16 protein-coding genes are annotated in these 15,827 nt (G+C 71.0%); 11 read left to right on the forward strand and 5 right to left on the reverse strand.

All coding sequences use genetic code 11. The features are described from left to right. Nucleotides 1–118: 118 nt before the first annotated feature. From ACFWI9_RS25735 to ACFWI9_RS25755, 5 genes are all read right to left on the reverse strand, one after another. Nucleotides 119–2,281, reverse strand: a complete 2,163-nt coding sequence (locus ACFWI9_RS25735) for a PIG-L family deacetylase (protein ID WP_387165416.1) — start codon at nucleotides 2,279–2,281, stop codon at nucleotides 119–121. 128 nt (nucleotides 2,282–2,409) lie between these two features. Continuing rightward, nucleotides 2,410–5,412, reverse strand: a complete 3,003-nt coding sequence (locus ACFWI9_RS25740; RefSeq protein ID WP_387165417.1) for an RNA repair domain-containing protein — start codon at nucleotides 5,410–5,412, stop codon at nucleotides 2,410–2,412. Then, nucleotides 5,413–7,122 (reverse strand): RNA ligase family protein, encoded by a 1,710-nt coding sequence (locus ACFWI9_RS25745; protein ID WP_387165418.1) that lies wholly within the window; start codon nucleotides 7,120–7,122, stop codon nucleotides 5,413–5,415. 187 nt (nucleotides 7,123–7,309) lie between these two features. Continuing rightward, nucleotides 7,310–8,221, reverse strand: a complete 912-nt coding sequence (locus ACFWI9_RS25750) for a hypothetical protein (RefSeq protein WP_387165419.1) — start codon at nucleotides 8,219–8,221, stop codon at nucleotides 7,310–7,312. 202 nt (nucleotides 8,222–8,423) lie between these two features. Then, nucleotides 8,424–9,443 carry an ADP-ribosylglycohydrolase family protein gene (locus tag ACFWI9_RS25755; RefSeq protein WP_387165425.1) on the reverse strand — a complete coding sequence of 340 codons (1,020 nt, stop codon included), beginning with the start codon at nucleotides 9,441–9,443 and terminating at the stop codon, nucleotides 8,424–8,426. A gap of 1,066 nt (nucleotides 9,444–10,509) precedes the next feature. Here ACFWI9_RS25755 and rpsJ point away from each other — a divergent pair. Genes rpsJ through rpsQ form a run of 11 tightly spaced genes read left to right on the forward strand, consistent with a single transcriptional unit; the run spans nucleotide 10,510 to nucleotide 15,797 of the window. Then, nucleotides 10,510–10,818, forward strand: a complete 309-nt coding sequence (gene rpsJ / locus ACFWI9_RS25760; protein WP_003948644.1) for a 30S ribosomal protein S10 — start codon at nucleotides 10,510–10,512, stop codon at nucleotides 10,816–10,818. Nucleotides 10,819–10,835: 17 nt separating this feature from the next. Continuing rightward, nucleotides 10,836–11,480, forward strand: coding sequence for a 50S ribosomal protein L3 (gene rplC / locus ACFWI9_RS25765; protein WP_093656392.1), 645 nt, complete (start codon nucleotides 10,836–10,838; stop codon nucleotides 11,478–11,480). 8 nt (nucleotides 11,481–11,488) lie between these two features. Then, complete coding sequence (rplD, locus tag ACFWI9_RS25770) at nucleotides 11,489–12,148, forward strand: 50S ribosomal protein L4 (protein WP_387165420.1); 660 nt, start codon at nucleotides 11,489–11,491, stop codon at nucleotides 12,146–12,148. Continuing rightward, nucleotides 12,148–12,471: a 50S ribosomal protein L23 gene (rplW, locus tag ACFWI9_RS25775; RefSeq protein WP_387165421.1), complete on the forward strand. Its 324-nt coding sequence runs from the start codon at nucleotides 12,148–12,150 to the stop codon at nucleotides 12,469–12,471. The genes rplD and rplW overlap by 1 nt, the downstream gene beginning before the upstream one ends. Before the next feature lie 41 nt (nucleotides 12,472–12,512). After that, nucleotides 12,513–13,349, forward strand: coding sequence for a 50S ribosomal protein L2 (rplB, locus tag ACFWI9_RS25780; RefSeq protein WP_387165422.1), 837 nt, complete (start codon nucleotides 12,513–12,515; stop codon nucleotides 13,347–13,349). Between the two features lie 12 nt (nucleotides 13,350–13,361). Next, entirely contained in the window at nucleotides 13,362–13,643 is a 282-nt protein-coding gene (gene rpsS / locus ACFWI9_RS25785; RefSeq protein ID WP_003956461.1) for a 30S ribosomal protein S19, read from the forward strand. Nucleotides 13,644–13,686: 43 nt separating this feature from the next. Next, a complete protein-coding gene (gene rplV / locus ACFWI9_RS25790) occupies nucleotides 13,687–14,034 on the forward strand; it encodes a 50S ribosomal protein L22 (RefSeq protein WP_043264895.1) in 348 nt (115 codons plus the stop codon). After that, nucleotides 14,034–14,861 carry a 30S ribosomal protein S3 gene (gene rpsC, locus ACFWI9_RS25795; protein WP_387165423.1) on the forward strand — a complete coding sequence of 276 codons (828 nt, stop codon included), beginning with the start codon at nucleotides 14,034–14,036 and terminating at the stop codon, nucleotides 14,859–14,861. Before rplV ends, rpsC begins: the two co-directional genes overlap by 1 nt. Before the next feature lie 5 nt (nucleotides 14,862–14,866). Continuing rightward, a complete protein-coding gene (rplP, locus tag ACFWI9_RS25800) occupies nucleotides 14,867–15,286 on the forward strand; it encodes a 50S ribosomal protein L16 (RefSeq protein ID WP_005313579.1) in 420 nt (139 codons plus the stop codon). After that, the gene (rpmC, locus tag ACFWI9_RS25805) at nucleotides 15,286–15,510 is read left to right on the forward strand and encodes a 50S ribosomal protein L29 (RefSeq protein ID WP_017949657.1); all 225 of its coding nucleotides are present in this window, start codon (nucleotides 15,286–15,288) and stop codon (nucleotides 15,508–15,510) included. The genes rplP and rpmC overlap by 1 nt, the downstream gene beginning before the upstream one ends. Continuing rightward, complete coding sequence (gene rpsQ / locus ACFWI9_RS25810; protein ID WP_387165424.1) at nucleotides 15,510–15,797, forward strand: 30S ribosomal protein S17; 288 nt, start codon at nucleotides 15,510–15,512, stop codon at nucleotides 15,795–15,797. The genes rpmC and rpsQ overlap by 1 nt, the downstream gene beginning before the upstream one ends. Nucleotides 15,798–15,827: the final 30 nt, after the last annotated feature.

A 15,827-nucleotide genomic window follows, 5' to 3' on the forward strand; every position in this document is an offset into this window, starting at 1 on the left:
AGACTTAACCTAATGACCGTGTTTTGGCCCGGGTCGCCCCACCCCACCCCCCCGCGCGGGCCCCCCCCCCGTCGGGGGCGGGGCCTCTTCGCGTTGTACGGGCCCGGGCGCCCGGAGATCAGCCGGGTGTGCCGCCCTCGGCGTACCAGGTCCACGGGCGGGCGTCCGGGCCCATGCCGACCGCGGTAGCGCCCGAGCGGCCCAGGTGGAGCGTGGGGGAGCCGAGGGGTTGGGCGCCTTGGACGCGGGTCAGCCGCTTGTCGCCGCTCAGCATGAGGGCCCGGCCGTCCAGGTCCTGGCCGAGCAGCACCCTGCCGTTGGGGCTGTCGGCCGCTTCGAGAGTGCCGTAGCCGTCGAGGCGTTCGGTGCGCGGGCGAACGGGGGAGGTGTCCGGCCGCACGGCGAGCACGGCGGCGGACGCCGGCTCGCGGTAGTAGAGCTCGATCCCGCCGTCGCCGGTCGCCAGCGCGGTGAGGGCGCCGCCTGGGACGGGGAGCCCGCCCGGACGGTTCGGCTGGAAGGCGATCCCTCCGCCGAGCCGGTCCTGCGCCCAGTGGTGCACGGTGTCGTGGCCCGCCGCGAAGACATGGATCCGGCCCGCGCTGTCCACGACCGCGGACAGCCCGTCCTGCACCTCCGCGCCGCCGAGATCGCGCCAGCGGTCCCAGCGCCCGTCCGCGCCCCGGACGCGCGTGCTGAGGCCCTTGTCCGCGTTGCGTACGAAGAGATGCACCCGCCCGTCGGGGGACGCCACCGCGACGGGCACACCGATACGCCGGCCCCGGTCATCGTCCCGCTCCGGATTGCCCAGACCCTGCCAGGCGAGGAACTCCCCGCCCGCGGAACGCTGTTCGAGCAGCACCACCTCGCGCCGGTTCTCGCTGCCATGGCCGCCGAGGGCGGCGAAGCGCAGCCCGAACAGCAGTCGGCGGCCGTCCGGGAGCGCCGCCGAGCCCAGCGCCGGGGCGAGCGGCCCGCCACCGAGGTCCTGCGGGGCGCCCCACTGCCCGCTGCCGGGAGCCGTCTCACGCCAGCGCACGGTACGCAGCCCGAGCACCCCGTAAGCGGCCAGCCGCCCGTCCTTCTCGGTGGCGACGACCGGCCCCGCGCCCGGGAAGCGGTGGTGGGTCGAGCGGACCCAGCCCTTCTTGTTGGTCAACGGGCGCCTGCCGCCCACGTTGTAGTCGCCGCAGCCCGACGCGTTGCCGCAGTCCCACTGCGGGTCGCCACCGTAGGGCACGAGCAGCGCGGCCTTGTCGCGGAGTATCCGCGGGGGCAGGTTCTTGGGCCAGTGGCGGTTGTAGTAGCCGCGGAAGGCGGTGGCGACGAAGCCGGGCACCTCGCCGCCGTCCTTTGTCGCCTCGGCGACCCAGCGCAGCAGCGCGGCCCAGCTGAAGCAGGCGACCGCCGTGTGGTCGGGGTGGTCCGAGTAGCCGGGCTGCTCGCTGTCCTTCTTGCGGGTGGCCTCGTCGCTGTGCTGGATGTCCGGGTCGGGGTCCAGGGTCTGGACCACCGTGGGCCGGTACTCGTCCATGAGCCCGACGAGCACGTCGATCAGCTCGTCGTAGTCGTACGAGACGGTCTTGCGCAGCGGCGAGTCCGCGGCGACCACGGTGTGCAGACCGAGCGCCCGGTCGTGCCAGAGGCTGCCGAGGGCCTCCCAGCGCCGGGGGGTGTGCATGGGCAGGTTGAGGAAGACCAGCTCCACCCGGCGGTGGCCGTTGGTGAGTGTGTTGATCTCGGCGCGGTGGTCGCCCCGGAGTGTCGTGACCCCGCGCTGCCAGCGGGTGAACTTGTCGAGGCCGAGCAGGGTGGCGTAGGCCTGCCGCAGGCCCTGGTGGCGGGCGGAGGAGTAGCCGGGGCGGTCGGCGGGGACTTCCGACTCCCCGGGTACGTGGTTGCGGCCGTCGTGGTCGCCCGCGGTGACGTACACGCAGAGCAGCGGCACTCCGGAGTCCACCATCCGCTGGGTGTCCGGGTTCATGAAGTACAGGTCGTCGTCGGGGTGGGCGAGGATCTGCATCAACTGCGCGCGGTGCGAACTGGCGATCGGCATACCCGGTGCGGGGTCGGCCATCGGGGTGGGACGGCGCGGTGCCGGCACCGAGCAGGCGGTGAGGCCGGAGAGCGCGGTCACTCCGGTGAGGGCGCCCGCCAGGCCGGCGACGACGGAGCGTCTGCGGGGGCGGGTGCGAGGGGTATCCGCGAGGGCGCCACGGCCCTCATCGAATATGCCAGCGGGGCTTGCCGCGGGCATGCTTCGCGCAGCGCTGTCGTTCATATGGCCGTGCTCCGTCCGCTTCCCCCGCAGCGGGCGTTTACGAGGCACCGTCTGCGTACTGTGATCTCCCCTGACGCGGGGCTGCGGACCGGTCGAGCCCGTCGCCGCGCTGAGTCAGACGGATTTTCTCAGGTCCGGGTTGCTCCGTACTCCCGCGTCACATACGCCCGGAGCGCCGGTCCGGCGGGCAGGGTCGGCACCTCACCGGGTCCGGCCCAGGTGAGTCCGGTGCCGGGCAGACCGCGCAGCCAGCGGTCGGCGATGGCGCCGAGGCGGTCGCGGTCCGGTGGCGTGGCCCCCAGCCCGATGGCGTAACGAGTCCGCGCCGCACCGGTATCGGTGTCGCCGGCCGCCAACGGCCGCGGCCAGGCATGGGCGTCGGATACGCCCGATGCCTCCAGCTCGCCGAGCAGCGCGCGGATGCGGCCGCGTACCCGGCCCTCTTCGGGCCCGGAGGGCACGCTCACGACGGCCCAGGCCGCGTGCCTGCGATGCAGGGGTGGGGCTTCGAGCAGCGCCGGCCACGGGTCGGCGCCCGACTCCGCCGCGGCCTCCAGGAGTTCCCAGGCGCGGTAGAGCTCCTGGGCGACCAGTTCCCAGCCGCCTGCACCGACCTGGTCGGTGCAGGAGCGCACCGGCGCGCTCGGGGTCATGACCGGCTCACGCCCCCAGTCCCGGGCAGCCCAGGTGGCGAAGAAGTGCCGCAGCAGCGTCCCTGGGTCGGTGAGCGTGGCGGGATCGGCGTCGCGGACGGTACGGGCCGCGAGCAGCGACCAGGCCAGCCCCGGGAGTCCGCCGAACGGCGCCGAATCGAGCCCGCGGGCCATCGCCCACGCCTTCACCTCGCGCGCGAGCCGGGCGAAGGCGGTGCGTCGGGCCTGCTGCCGATCCGCGCCTGCCAGTTCCAGCACCGCGTCCGCGTCGCTGACCGCGCTGAGGGCGATCGCGGCCGCCTCACCCAGCTCTGCGCGCCGTACCACGGCCTGTGCGGGCGGCAGCGCTCCGGTGGCGACGACCACCAGGTCGACCGTGAGCCCTTCGGTACGCAGCCGCAGCCCCGGCACCCTCGCGCCCACCACCTCCCTCACATCGGAGGCATCCGGCAGCGCGGCCATGACCCGGGCCCGTACCTCCGCGAGCGGTGCCGCACCGGGCAGCACCGCCACCAGGTCCAGATCGGCGCCGGGCAGAGCGCAGCCCATGCGCCGCGAGCCGACCACGTGGACGGCTCCGCCTACCCGGCCGGCCCTGCCGTCTTCGCCGCCCCTGCCGTCCTCGCCGAGGTGCCCGCCGAGCGCTGCCGCCAGCCGCTGGGTGGTGGCGCTGGCGATGTCCTCGGCGTCCTCGGCGGGGTTCGCGATGCGATCACCGGGATCGGTCTCCGGTGTCGTACCGCGCCTGTCCCCGAGTTCCGTACCGCCACCAGCCGCCGGTTCCGGAAGCCAGCGGAGCTCGCCCGTACCCAGCGCGACCGTCGCCCGTACGCCCATCGGCTCATCGCCCCTGCGGGACAGCAGCACCAGCTCACCGATGCGCACCTGCTGCGGAGCGTCCGCCAGCCGGGCGGCGCATTCCGCGACCAGGGCGTGCGGGTCGTCGGTGCGGCCCAGGCTGAGGTGCGGGGTGAAGCCCTGCCGGCGGCCCCGGCAGCGGGGGAAGCGCTGTTCCAGGGCACGCCGCAGCCGTACCCACGGCTCCTCGCCCCCGGCAGCCGGATCGAGCCATACGGTCGAGTCGTCCCGGTGACCGAAGCTGTGCACACCCGACAGCCGTGCCTCGAACGGCTCGATGCCCGTGAGCGCCGCCGACAGCAGGGGAGCGGCGGCCTCGAAGTCCGACTCGGGTACGAAGCCGAACAGCAGGTTCACATGCGGCGGCCAGCGCCGTACCTGCGGGTCGTGGGCGTGCCGGATGTCCTGGATGGGCTCCCACGCCTCCTGCGGCGGGAGCCATGCCACCGCCGTGCGCGGCGTCGGGCGGGCGTCGAGCACTCCCGACGGGACCTCGCCGCCGGTGGCGGCCGCACCGTCGAAGCTGAGATCGGCCGCGACGCCGAAGTGGTCGGATGGATAGAGCCCGTCCGCCGCCGGGCTCGCGCCGAGCAGGGCGGCGCCGTCCGCCCTCAGCCCGTCGGCGCGCAGCAGCACCCGGTCCAGCCGGGACGCGCGTCCCGACAGGGAGGAGACCGCGGCCAGCGGATTGACCCCGGGGTCGAACGTCGGCGTGGCGTCGGCGAGGCCATGCACATCGGTCCAGGCGTCCCGCATACCGAGGGTCGTCTCCGGCAGGTCCCCGCCCTCGTTGAAGTCACCGAGCAGCAGCACATCGCCCGCCACCCCGGCGAAGCCTTCGGCGAGCTCGACCAGCTCCGACTCGCGGCGCTGCGCACCGCCCGCGGAATGGTCGCTGCTCAGATGGGTCACGGCCGCGACCAACGGGCCTGTGGCGGTCTCCATGACGATCGCCGTGACGGCCTTGTGCGGGCCGAGCGCGTGCGCGCCGGCCTCCCGTACCGGCACCCGGCTGAGCAGCAGCAGCCCGCAGTCGTCCACTTCCCTGCCGTCCGGACTGGTGCCGAGGGTGTACGCGTCCCGTACCCACGCCGCGTCCAGCAGCAGGGTGAGCAGCGCGGGCTCGACTTCCTGGAGCGCGATGACGTCGGCGTCCGCCTCGCGCAGCGCGGCCAGCAGCAGGGGCCGGCGCCGCGCGGTGTCGATGCGCTCGCTGTCGTAGCGGTCCCACAGGGTGTTCCAGGTGACCACGCGCAGCCCGGCGGTGGCGGGGATGCCCCGGGGCGGCGCCGACGCGGGCACCCAGCCGTGTGCCGCCGCGTCCCAGACGTACGGCGTACGCGCCGTGAAGTACGGCGCCCGCAGCAGGCGTGGATCCCGTACCCGACCCGCCTCCGTGGCGTCGATCCGGTCGACGCCGGTCGAACGGTCCCAGACCAGCTCGCCGTCCGCCTCGAAGAACAGGACCCGGTGCCAGGGGATCTCCCCGCCTGGCACGAAGTCGTCCAGGGGTACGCGTTTGGGCGCGGCGCCGCGCTGAAGGATCCCGACCACGAAACGGGCCGGGTCGAAGCGGGCATCCCAGCGGACCCGGTGGTAGATCTCCTCGCTCGTACGCACTTACGCCTCCTCTTCCACGGTCCCGCTCGCACCGATGTACCAGGTGCGGTGCGCCTGACCCGGGTACGGCGGGACGAACCGGCGCAGCTGCGCCGCGCGCACGGTCTCCGGTACCGGGTGGGGGCGGGCGTTGTTGCGCCGCGCCATCTCGTCGTCGTCCACCAGCACCACCGCGTGGGTGATCAGCGCGTCGCGGCGGCGGGCGACCGCGTGCACCAGGGACCGCTGGTGCGGGTTGAGGGAGGTGGCGTCCCACACCGCGGTGCCACCCGTGGCGAGGGCGGTGTCGAGCGCGTCCAGCGAGGCACGCAGCACCTCGCCATTGGCGCGCTGGTCCCAGAGCGCGCCACGGGCTTCGCGCAGCTCGTCGAGGCTCACATACGCGTCGACTCCCGCGATACCGCGGGCGAAACTGCTCTTGCCGCTGCCTGACGGGCCCACCAACTGGATCAGCCGTGGGAAGTCGCCGGAGCGCCAGCGCCAGGTGGCGGCGACAGCCTCCTCGGCGGTCCTGATCCGGCCCTCCGCGTACGCCTCGCGTGCCTCGGCGAGGCAGCGGTCCGCCGCGTGGGGTTCCAGTCCTGCGAAGGCTGCCCGCAGCGCCTCCTGGTCCGGTGGCTCCCACTCGGACGCGTGCAGCGCGGACCACTCCACCTGCTCGCGAGCCTCGGCGTCCGGTGCGGTGGCGGCGGCGACCGCGTGCAGCACATCGAGATCGACGGCGTACGACATCCGGATGAGCCCGGCCCTACGGGCCTCGTCCGGGTACGGGCGGTGCAGCCGGGGAGACAGCCCGACCAGGTCGGCCACCCGGCGGGCGAGCGGAAGCCCGAGCGGGGACGCGAGCCGCCCGGCCAGCGTGCCCCGGTGGCCCCCGTGCAGCAGCCCGGCGAGGATGCCCGCGAGCCGGCCGTCGCCCGTCACCCCGAGCGCATCGAGCCGTGTGGCGGTCTCGGTCGCGGGGTGGGGGGCCGCTCCGGACACACCCACGGCGTACATCAGTGCCTCGGGGCTGACCGCCGCCCCTGAACGTGCGTCCCAGAGGACGGCGGTGTGCCCGAGTCCGTTCTCCACGACCGGCGCGTGCATCCAGTGCTCGTCGGTACGCACATGCCCGGCCCGTACCCACTTGGCGACCCGCTGCCCGAACTCCTCCAGGGTGAAGCCTTCGACGCCGCGCACGACGTATCCCTCCTGGCGGCCCGTGTCGGGCTTCAGGGCCCGCAGGGTCCGCTCGGCGTCCCGGTCGAGCACGCCCCGCCACAGCACCGGGGGTACGGGGATGCCGAGCTGGCGCAGGAAGTCCACGGTCCGGTCCCAGTCCAGACACCGGCCGCCGTGGCTGCCGTCGTCCTCGTCCCAGACCGAGAAGCCGTAGAACCAGCTCTCCAGCTCGCTGTACGCGAGCGAGTGCCGGGCAAACATGTTCTCGCCGCACACCCGCCACCCGGCCGGGATCCGCCCGGCGATCCGCCCCTGGAGGGCCTTCACCCAGGCCCGGGACGGATGGTGCGCGGAGTCCAGCGACCGGGCGTGCAGCCCGTCCGCGTACAGCGTGGTGTTCTCACCGTCGAGCTTCTCGGTGACCACGACCTCCCGGCCGCGCAGCCCGCGCAGATCCGCGACGCGTACGTCGTCGGACGAGGCCCCGGGCGACCACGGAAGATGCGGTGTCCTCGGATAGTGCGTGCGTCGCTGCTGCGTGCGCATATGGACCGGCCCCCCGTGGCGATGATGTGCCCGGCCACTGTAGGAGCGGGGCGGAGGGCCGCTCCAACGAATTCCGGCGACCGGCGAACAGGGGGGAGGGCCGAGGCGGAGAGCGGGGCGGACGGCCCGGCCCGGCCCGGCCACACGGTGCGCCCGGTCCGGGGAGTCCGCGCTCCGGCGGTGGGGGCTACGCGGTCCTGGGCTGCTCGTCGATGAAGATCTCCTCGGCGTACGAGGCGGTGACGGACCTGATCAGCCAGGTGCGCAGAATCTCCGGGTCGTCGCATGCGGTGATGCGCGCACGTGTCGTTTCGGAGACGTCCAGGCCGCGCCGGTCCAGGACGAGCAGCACGTCCTCGGCCCCTTGCTTCGCCTGGCCCTCCGCCCGGCCTTCAGCGCGGCCCTCGCTCCTGAGCTCCTCGGAGAGGGGCGACTTGTAGAAAGACAGGTCCACGGCCACCAGCTTCCTCCACTGTTCTGCGGCAGGGTGGGTGCCCATGCCTTGTGCGATGAGTTCGACGACGGGGTAGGCGATGTCCTGCGGGGTTTCCCGCAGGACGGTGGACACGGCTTTCAGTATGGCGCCGATGTCAGGATTCTCGCGGTGTGTGATCGCCGCCAGCGTCGCGAGTACGAGGTCCTTGCGGGTCTCGGCCGGATCAGTGATCACCGGCAGGTTGTGCGGGCCCGCCACGAGGGGCCGCAGAGTGAGCGCCGGCCACTCGCGGGGGCCGATGTCGAAGGGCCGTGAGGCCCATTCCGCGGTGGCCCGGTCCTGGCAGACGACCAGGAGCAGCGGCGGCATGCGGTACTTCGTGTACAGATACGACACGTAGTACGCCCAGCTCGCTGGCTTGTGCGGGTCCTTCTTGCCCTGGGCCTCCACGGCGAGGAGGAATGACTCGCCGTTTCGCGCGTCGAACCGCAGCAGTGTGTCGAGACGGCGTTCGAGGGGGCTGGTCTCGGTGAGGTCGGTGGGCAGGACCGTGACCGAGACGGGCTGGGGGAAATCGACGCCCAGCACCTTGGAGACGCCGGACAAGAGGTCCGGGAACTCCTGGAAGATGCGGTGCATCGCCTCATGGGGCGAGCTGACCATGTGGGTCCTTGCGGGTTGCGGTCGGGGTCGCGAGTGCCTCTGGCACATGCCAGGCAGCTCGCGCCCACGAGATTAGGAAGCCGACCCGCTCTGAAAATGCGTAACTTGCCGATTTCACTCGCGAGGGTGGGGAGCCCGCCCGAAAGATGACGGACGGGAGCGGACCCCGAGGGCCCGCCCCAGCGGACTCGGTCCCGCGGACTCAGTCCCAAAGACGGCCGAGGGCGCGGATCCGGTCCTCGTACTCGAGCACCTCGGTCCACTCGGGCAGCCAGTACCTGGGCCCGTTCGCCGCTCCTGCGAAGGCGCCGGCGAGAGCGGCGATCGAGTCCGAGTCCCCGGAGGTGTGCGCTCCCCGCTGAATCGGGGCACGGCGGTAGCCCTTGACGACGAGGAAGCAGTACAGAGCCGTCGCGAGGGCCTCCTCGGCCACCCAGCCGGCTCCGACGGCCTGGCACGGGTCCAGATCCGGGTCGGGGGTGCGGAGCGCGTCGGCCACCCGGTCGAGGGCGTCGAGGCACTCGTCCCATCCGAAGGAGATATAGGTGGCAGGGTCCGGTGCCCCGGCCTTGCGCGCCAGGTCGCCGAGCCAGTCGCCGTGGTACCTGCGGCGGGACTGGAGCGCGTGGAGGCGCAACTGGGGAAGGAGGGCGTCGCGCGCGCATCCGTGGGCGAGCAGCCAGATGGCGTGGGCGGTGAGGTCGCTGGCCGCGAGCGCGGTCGGGTGGCCGTGGGTGAGCGCTGCCTGCAACTGGGCGATCCCGGAACGCTGTTCGGACGACAGCCCGGGCACCAGCGCGACGGGAGCCACCCGCATGTTCGCTCCGCAGCCCTTGGAGCTGGTGACCGTGGCGTCCTGCCAGGGCAGGCCGCGTTCCAGCGCGCCGCACGCGTCCAGGCAGGTCTGGCCGGGCGCCCGGTCGTTGTCGGGAGCGCGCAGCCAGGTCACGAAGTGCCGTCGCAGAGCTGCCTCGACCCGGGCGGGCGGAACGGCCTGCGCCGCTCCCCATGGGCCTCCGCTGCCGTGCGGACTCGTGGTGACCTCCGCCAGGGCTTCTCCGACGGCCAGCGTCATCTGGGTGTCGTCGCTCACCCGGACCACGCCGTCCGGGGAGAGCGGCATCTCCATCGTGTGCCAGGGGCCGTACGCGGCCGAGATCCGCTCCATGTCCAGGAACTCGGTGGGATAGCCCATGGCGTCACCCAGCGCGAGCCCGAGCAGGACCCCGCTCGCCGCGCGCCGCGGCCGCGACCTGGGCGGGTGCCCGGCGAGGTCGCGGACCGACTCGGAGCCAGGCGCCGTGGCGAGGGAGCCCGGCACGACGTGTTCGGAGGAGTCGGGCGGGCTTTCGATCATCGCGGACAGCGCCGCCACGGGGGTGAGACCGCTCGCCTTGGCGTCATGGAGCCGGACGGCCCACGCGCCGCCACCGTCGGGTTCGGTCCGCCGCGGGACCCAGCCCGCGGCGTCGTCCTCGTCGCTGACCCACAGATAACCGCGTACGGCGCCGTCGGCGTGGGCGACGGTGACGTACTGGACGGGGCCGAGGGTCTGGGGGGCGTACCTGGGAGGTCCGCCGACGGGTACAGGGCCCTCGTCCTCGGAGTGCGCGCTTGTCCGCCTCGGTACGAATCGGATCCCGTGATCGTTCACCCGGGCAGCCTGGCACAGCCCTACGGCGCCCGCACCGAGTGCGCCTTGATCGCCCGTAAATGTGTGCGATGTCGGTCAAGGGTGTTCAAGGGAACCCGAGGGAAGTCGGGCGTGGTGTGCGCGGCCGGGTCCCGCGGATGGGGTGACAGCAGGGAAGTCCGTCCTCACGGGCCGCGTGTCGCGCCAGCCGCAGGGGCCCTCGCGCGCCGCGGTTTGACAGCCGACCCGGGAGGGGTACGCTCTTCCGCTCGATTGGCGCCCTGCCTGGGCCGTATGGCAGACTGTCCGGGTTGCTCGGTTGAGTGCCGATGCTGCGCGCCTCCCGCCGGGAGGACCGGAAGCGAGTCCCACAGTACTCGTCACCTCTGATCAGGGGTGGAAGTACGGGAATCTTCCGGGAAGTGTCAGCGGGGTGCCGGCCAGGCACCCGGTAGGTGTTCTTCCTCCGGCTCGCGGTCCTTGGGTCCGCACCCCCTTGGTTGGGAAATCCTTCGGGATATCTGCGTAGAGGGAGTGCGACACGCCCGACCGCGTGGGTCGGAGAGAACGGTGTCCTGAGAGCCCTTGCGGGCTCCTGGAGGCACAGCTCGCCGGGTTGTCAGAGCGTTACGAGAGACAGGACTACGAAGTAGCCATGGCGGGACAGAAGATCCGCATCCGGCTCAAGGCCTACGACCACGAGGTCATCGACTCCTCGGCGAAGAAGATCGTCGAGACGGTGACCCGCACTGGTGCGTCGGTCGCGGGCCCGGTGCCGCTGCCCACTGAGAAGAACGTGTACTGCGTCATCAAGTCGCCGCACAAGTACAAGGACTCGCGCGAGCACTTCGAGATGCGCACGCACAAGCGCCTGATCGACATCCTCGACCCGACTCCCAAGACCGTTGACTCTCTGATGCGACTCGACCTTCCGGCCGGTGTCGACATCGAGATCAAGCTCTGAGGCCGGTGATCTGAGAGATGGCTAAGCAGATCAAGGGCATCCTGGGCGAGAAGCTCGGCATGACGCAGGTGTGGGACGAGAACAACCGCGTTGTTCCGGTCACCGTCGTCAAGGCCGGCCCCAACGTCGTCACCCAGGTTCGTACGAACGACGTCGACGGCTACGAGTCGGTCCAGATCGCCTTCGGCGAGATCGACCCGCGCAAGGTGAACAAGCCCCTCAAGGGCCACTTCGCCAAGGCCGACGTCACCCCCCGTCGCCACCTCGTCGAGATCCGCACCGCGGACGCCTCCGAGTACGCGCTCGGCCAGGAGATCACCGCTGAGGTGTTCGAGGCCGGCGTCAAGGTCGACGTGACCGGCAAGAGCAAGGGCAAGGGCTTCGCCGGTGTCATGAAGCGCCACAACTTCCGTGGCCTCGGCGCCGGACACGGCACCCAGCGCAAGCACCGCTCGCCCGGTTCCATCGGTGGCTGCGCCACCCCGGGCCGCGTGTTCAAGGGCCTCCGCATGGCGGGCCGCATGGGCAACGAGCGGGTCACCACCCAGAACCTGACCGTCCACGCCGTTGACGCGGAGAAGGGTCTGCTGCTCATCAAGGGCGCGGTTCCCGGTCCGAACGGCGGCCTCGTCCTGGTCCGTACCGCGGCCAAGGGGGCCTGAGGTAACCGATGAGCACCATTGACATCCTTTCGCCCGCTGGCGACAAGGCCGGTAGCGTCGAGCTCCCCGCGGAGATCTTCGACGCCAAGGTCAGCATCCCGCTGATCCACCAGGTCGTCGTCGCGCAGCTGGCCGCTGCCCGTCAGGGCACGCACAAGACCAAGACCCGCGGCGAAGTCCGTGGTGGTGGCAAGAAGCCTTACCGCCAGAAGGGCACCGGCCGCGCCCGTCAGGGTTCGACCCGCGCTCCGCAGTTCGCCGGCGGTGGCGTCGTCCACGGCCCCGTGCCGCGTGACTACTCGCAGCGGACCCCGAAGAAGATGAAGGCCGCCGCCCTGCGCGGTGCCCTCACCGACCGGGCCCGCCACTCCCGCATCCACGTCGTCTCCGGCGTGGTCGAGGGTGCGATCTCCACCAAGGCCGCCAAGACGCTGTTCGGCAAGATCTCGGAGCGCAAGAACCTGCTCCTGGTCGTCGACCGCAGCGACGAGGCCGCGTGGCTGTCGGCCCGCAACCTGCCCCAGGTGCACATCCTGGAGCCGGGCCAGCTGAACACGTACGACGTGCTCGTCTCCGACGACGTGGTCTTCACCCAGGCCGCCTTCGAGTCCTTCGTGTCCGGCGCCCCTGCTGGACAGAACGCTGAGACCGAAGGGAGCGAGGCCTGATGTCCGAGGCCACGATCACCAGCAAGACCTTCACGGACCCGCGCGACCTGCTGATCAAGCCGGTCGTCTCCGAGAAGAGCTACGCGCTGCTGGACGAGAACAAGTACACGTTCGTCGTCGACCCGCGTGCGAACAAGACCCAGATCAAGCAGGCCGTCGAGGCGGTCTTCTCGGTCAAGGTCACCGGGGTGAACACGATCAACCGCCAGGGCAAGCGCAAGCGCACCCGCACCGGTTTCGGCAAGCGCGCCAACACCAAGCGCGCCATCGTGACCCTCGCCGAGGGCGACCGTATCGACATCTTCGGCGGTCCGACCTCCTGACGGAGGTCCGGATCGTCCGAATATCGGACGAGGACTGAGAAATGGGTATCCGCAAGTACAAGCCGACGACTCCGGGCCGTCGTGGCTCCAGCGTCGCCGACTTCGTCGAGATCACGCGGTCCACGCCGGAGAAGTCGCTGGTCCGCCCTCTGCACAGCAAGGGCGGCCGTAACAACGCCGGTCGTGTGACCGTTCGCCACCAGGGTGGTGGCCACAAGCGCGCCTACCGCGTGATCGACTTCCGTCGTCACGACAAGGACGGCGTGCCTGCCAAGGTCGCGCACATCGAGTACGACCCCAACCGCACCGCGCGCATCGCGCTCCTGCACTACGCGGACGGCGAGAAGCGCTACATCATCGCCCCGCGTGGCCTGAACCAGGGCGACCGGATCGAGAACGGCCCCGGTGCCGACATCAAGCCCGGCAACAACCTGGCGCTGCGCAACATCCCGGTCGGTACGACCATCCACGCCATCGAGCTGCGGCCCGGCGGCGGCGCGAAGTTCGCCCGCTCCGCGGGTGCCTCCGTGCAGCTGCTGGCGAAGGAGGGCTCCATGGCCCACCTGCGCATGCCGTCCGGTGAGATCCGCCTGGTCGACGTCCGCTGCCGCGCCACTGTCGGCGAGGTCGGCAACGCCGAGCAGTCGAACATCAACTGGGGCAAGGCCGGCCGTATGCGCTGGAAGGGCGTCCGCCCGACCGTCCGTGGTGTCGCCATGAACCCGGTCGACCACCCGCACGGTGGTGGTGAGGGCAAGACCTCCGGTGGTCGCCACCCGGTCTCCCCGTGGGGTCAGAAGGAGGGTCGTACTCGTTCTCCCAAGAAGGCGAGCAACAAGTACATCGTCCGCCGCCGCAAGACGAACAAGAAGCGCTAGGAGCGGGTTTAGATGCCGCGCAGTCTCAAGAAGGGGCCCTTCGTCGACGACCACCTCATCAAGAAGGTGGACGTCCAGAACGAAGCCGGCACCAAGAACGTCATCAAGACCTGGTCCCGTCGCTCGATGATCGTCCCGGCCATGCTGGGCCACACGATCGCGGTGCACAACGGCAAGACCCACGTCCCGGTGTTCGTCACCGAGTCCATGGTCGGCCACAAGCTCGGCGAGTTCTCGCCGACTCGCACCTTCCGCGGCCACGTCAAGGACGACCGGAAGTCGAAGCGCCGCTAATCGCGGGGTGTGAACGACTATGACTTACACCGAAGGGACAACCATGGAAGCCAGGGCCCAGGCGCGGTACATCCGCGTCACGCCCATGAAGGCCCGCCGCGTGGTGGACCTCATCCGTGGCATGGATGCCACGGAGGCTCAGGCGGTCCTGCGTTTCGCCCCGCAGGCCGCGAGCGTGCCGGTTGGCAAGGTGCTGGACAGCGCCATCGCCAACGCCGCGCACAACTACGACCACACGGACGCCAGCACGCTGTTCATCAGCGAGGCGTACGTCGACGAGGGCCCGACCCTGAAGCGGTTCCGTCCGCGCGCCCAGGGCCGTGCCTACCGGATCCGCAAGCGGACCAGCCACATCACCGTGGTCGTCAGCAGCAAGGAAGGAACCCGGTAATGGGCCAGAAGGTAAACCCGCACGGGTTCCGGCTCGGCATCACCACGGACTTCAAGTCCCGCTGGTACGCCGACAAGCTGTACAAGGACTACGTCAAGGAAGACGTCGCCATCCGTCGGATGCTGACGTCCGGCATGGAGCGCGCCGGTATCTCGAAGGTTGAGATCGAGCGCACCCGTGACCGCGTGCGGGTGGACATCCACACCGCGCGTCCCGGCATCGTCATCGGCCGCCGCGGCGCGGAGGCCGACAAGATCCGTGGTCAGCTCGAGAAGCTCACGGGCAAGCAGGTCCAGCTGAACATCCTCGAGGTCAAGAACCCCGAGGTCGACGCTCAGCTCGTGGCCCAGGCCGTGGCCGAGCAGCTGTCCTCCCGTGTCTCCTTCCGCCGCGCCATGCGTAAGAGCATGCAGTCGGCGATGAAGGCGGGCGCCAAGGGCATCAAGATCCAGTGTGGTGGCCGTCTCGGCGGCGCCGAGATGTCCCGCTCGGAGTTCTACCGCGAGGGCCGTGTGCCGCTGCACACGCTCCGCGCGAACGTCGAGTACGGCTTCTTCGAGGCCAAGACCACCTTCGGCCGCATCGGTGTGAAGGTCTGGATCTACAAGGGCGACGTCAAGAACATCGCCGAGGTCCGCGCCGAGAACGCCGCTGCCCGCGCCGGCAACCGCCCGGCCCGTGGCGGCGCCGACCGCCCGGCCCGTGGTGGCCGCGGTGGCGAGCGTGGCGGTCGCGGTCGCAAGCCGCAGCAGAGTGCCGCTGCCGAGGCCCCCAAGGCCGAGGCCGCTGCCGCTGCTCCGGCTGAGAGCACCGGAACGGAGGCCTGACCGAAATGCTGATCCCCCGTAGGGTCAAGCACCGCAAGCAGCACCACCCCAAGCGCCGCGGTATGGCCAAGGGTGGTACGACGGTTGCGTTCGGCGAGTACGGCATCCAGGCCATGACTCCGGCGTACGTGACCAACCGCCAGATCGAGGCGGCCCGTATCGCGATGACCCGCCACATCAAGCGTGGCGGCAAGGTCTGGATCAACATCTACCCGGACCGCCCGCTGACGAAGAAGCCCGCCGAGACCCGCATGGGTTCCGGTAAGGGTTCCCCGGAGTGGTGGGTCGCGAACGTGCACCCGGGCCGGGTCATGTTCGAGCTGTCCTACCCGAACGAGAAGATTGCGCGTGAGGCTCTGACTCGTGCGGCCCACAAGCTGCCGATGAAGTGCCGGATCGTCAAGCGCGAGGCAGGTGAAGCGTGATGTCGGCCGGTACCAAGGCGTCCGAGCTGCGCGAGCTGGGCAACGAGGAGCTTGTTGCCAAGCTCCGCGAGGCCAAGGAAGAGCTGTTCAACCTCCGCTTCCAGGCGGCGACGGGCCAGCTCGAGAACCACGGCCGGCTGAAGGCCGTCCGCAAGGACATCGCCCGGATCTACACCCTGATGCGTGAGCGCGAGCTGGGCATCGAGACGGTGGAGAGCGCCTGATGAGCGAGAGCAACGTGACTGAGAACAAGACCGAGGAGCGCGGCTTCCGCAAGACCCGCGAGGGTCTGGTCGTCAGCGACAAGATGGACAAGACCGTCGTCGTCGCTGTCGAGGACCGCGTCAAGCACGCGCTGTACGGCAAGGTCATCCGCCGTACCAACAAGCTCAAGGCGCACGACGAGCAGAACGCCGCGGGTGTCGGCGACCGCGTCCTCCTGATGGAGACCCGGCCGCTGTCCGCGACGAAGCGCTGGCGCGTCGTCGAGATCCTCGAGAAGGCCAAGTAATTTTGCCGGGGGGGGGCCCCCCCCCCCCCC

Origin of the sequence: Streptomyces sp. NPDC127084, assembly GCF_042724175.1 — a bacterium.
Taxonomy (GTDB): Bacteria; Actinomycetota; Actinomycetes; order Streptomycetales; family Streptomycetaceae; genus Streptomyces.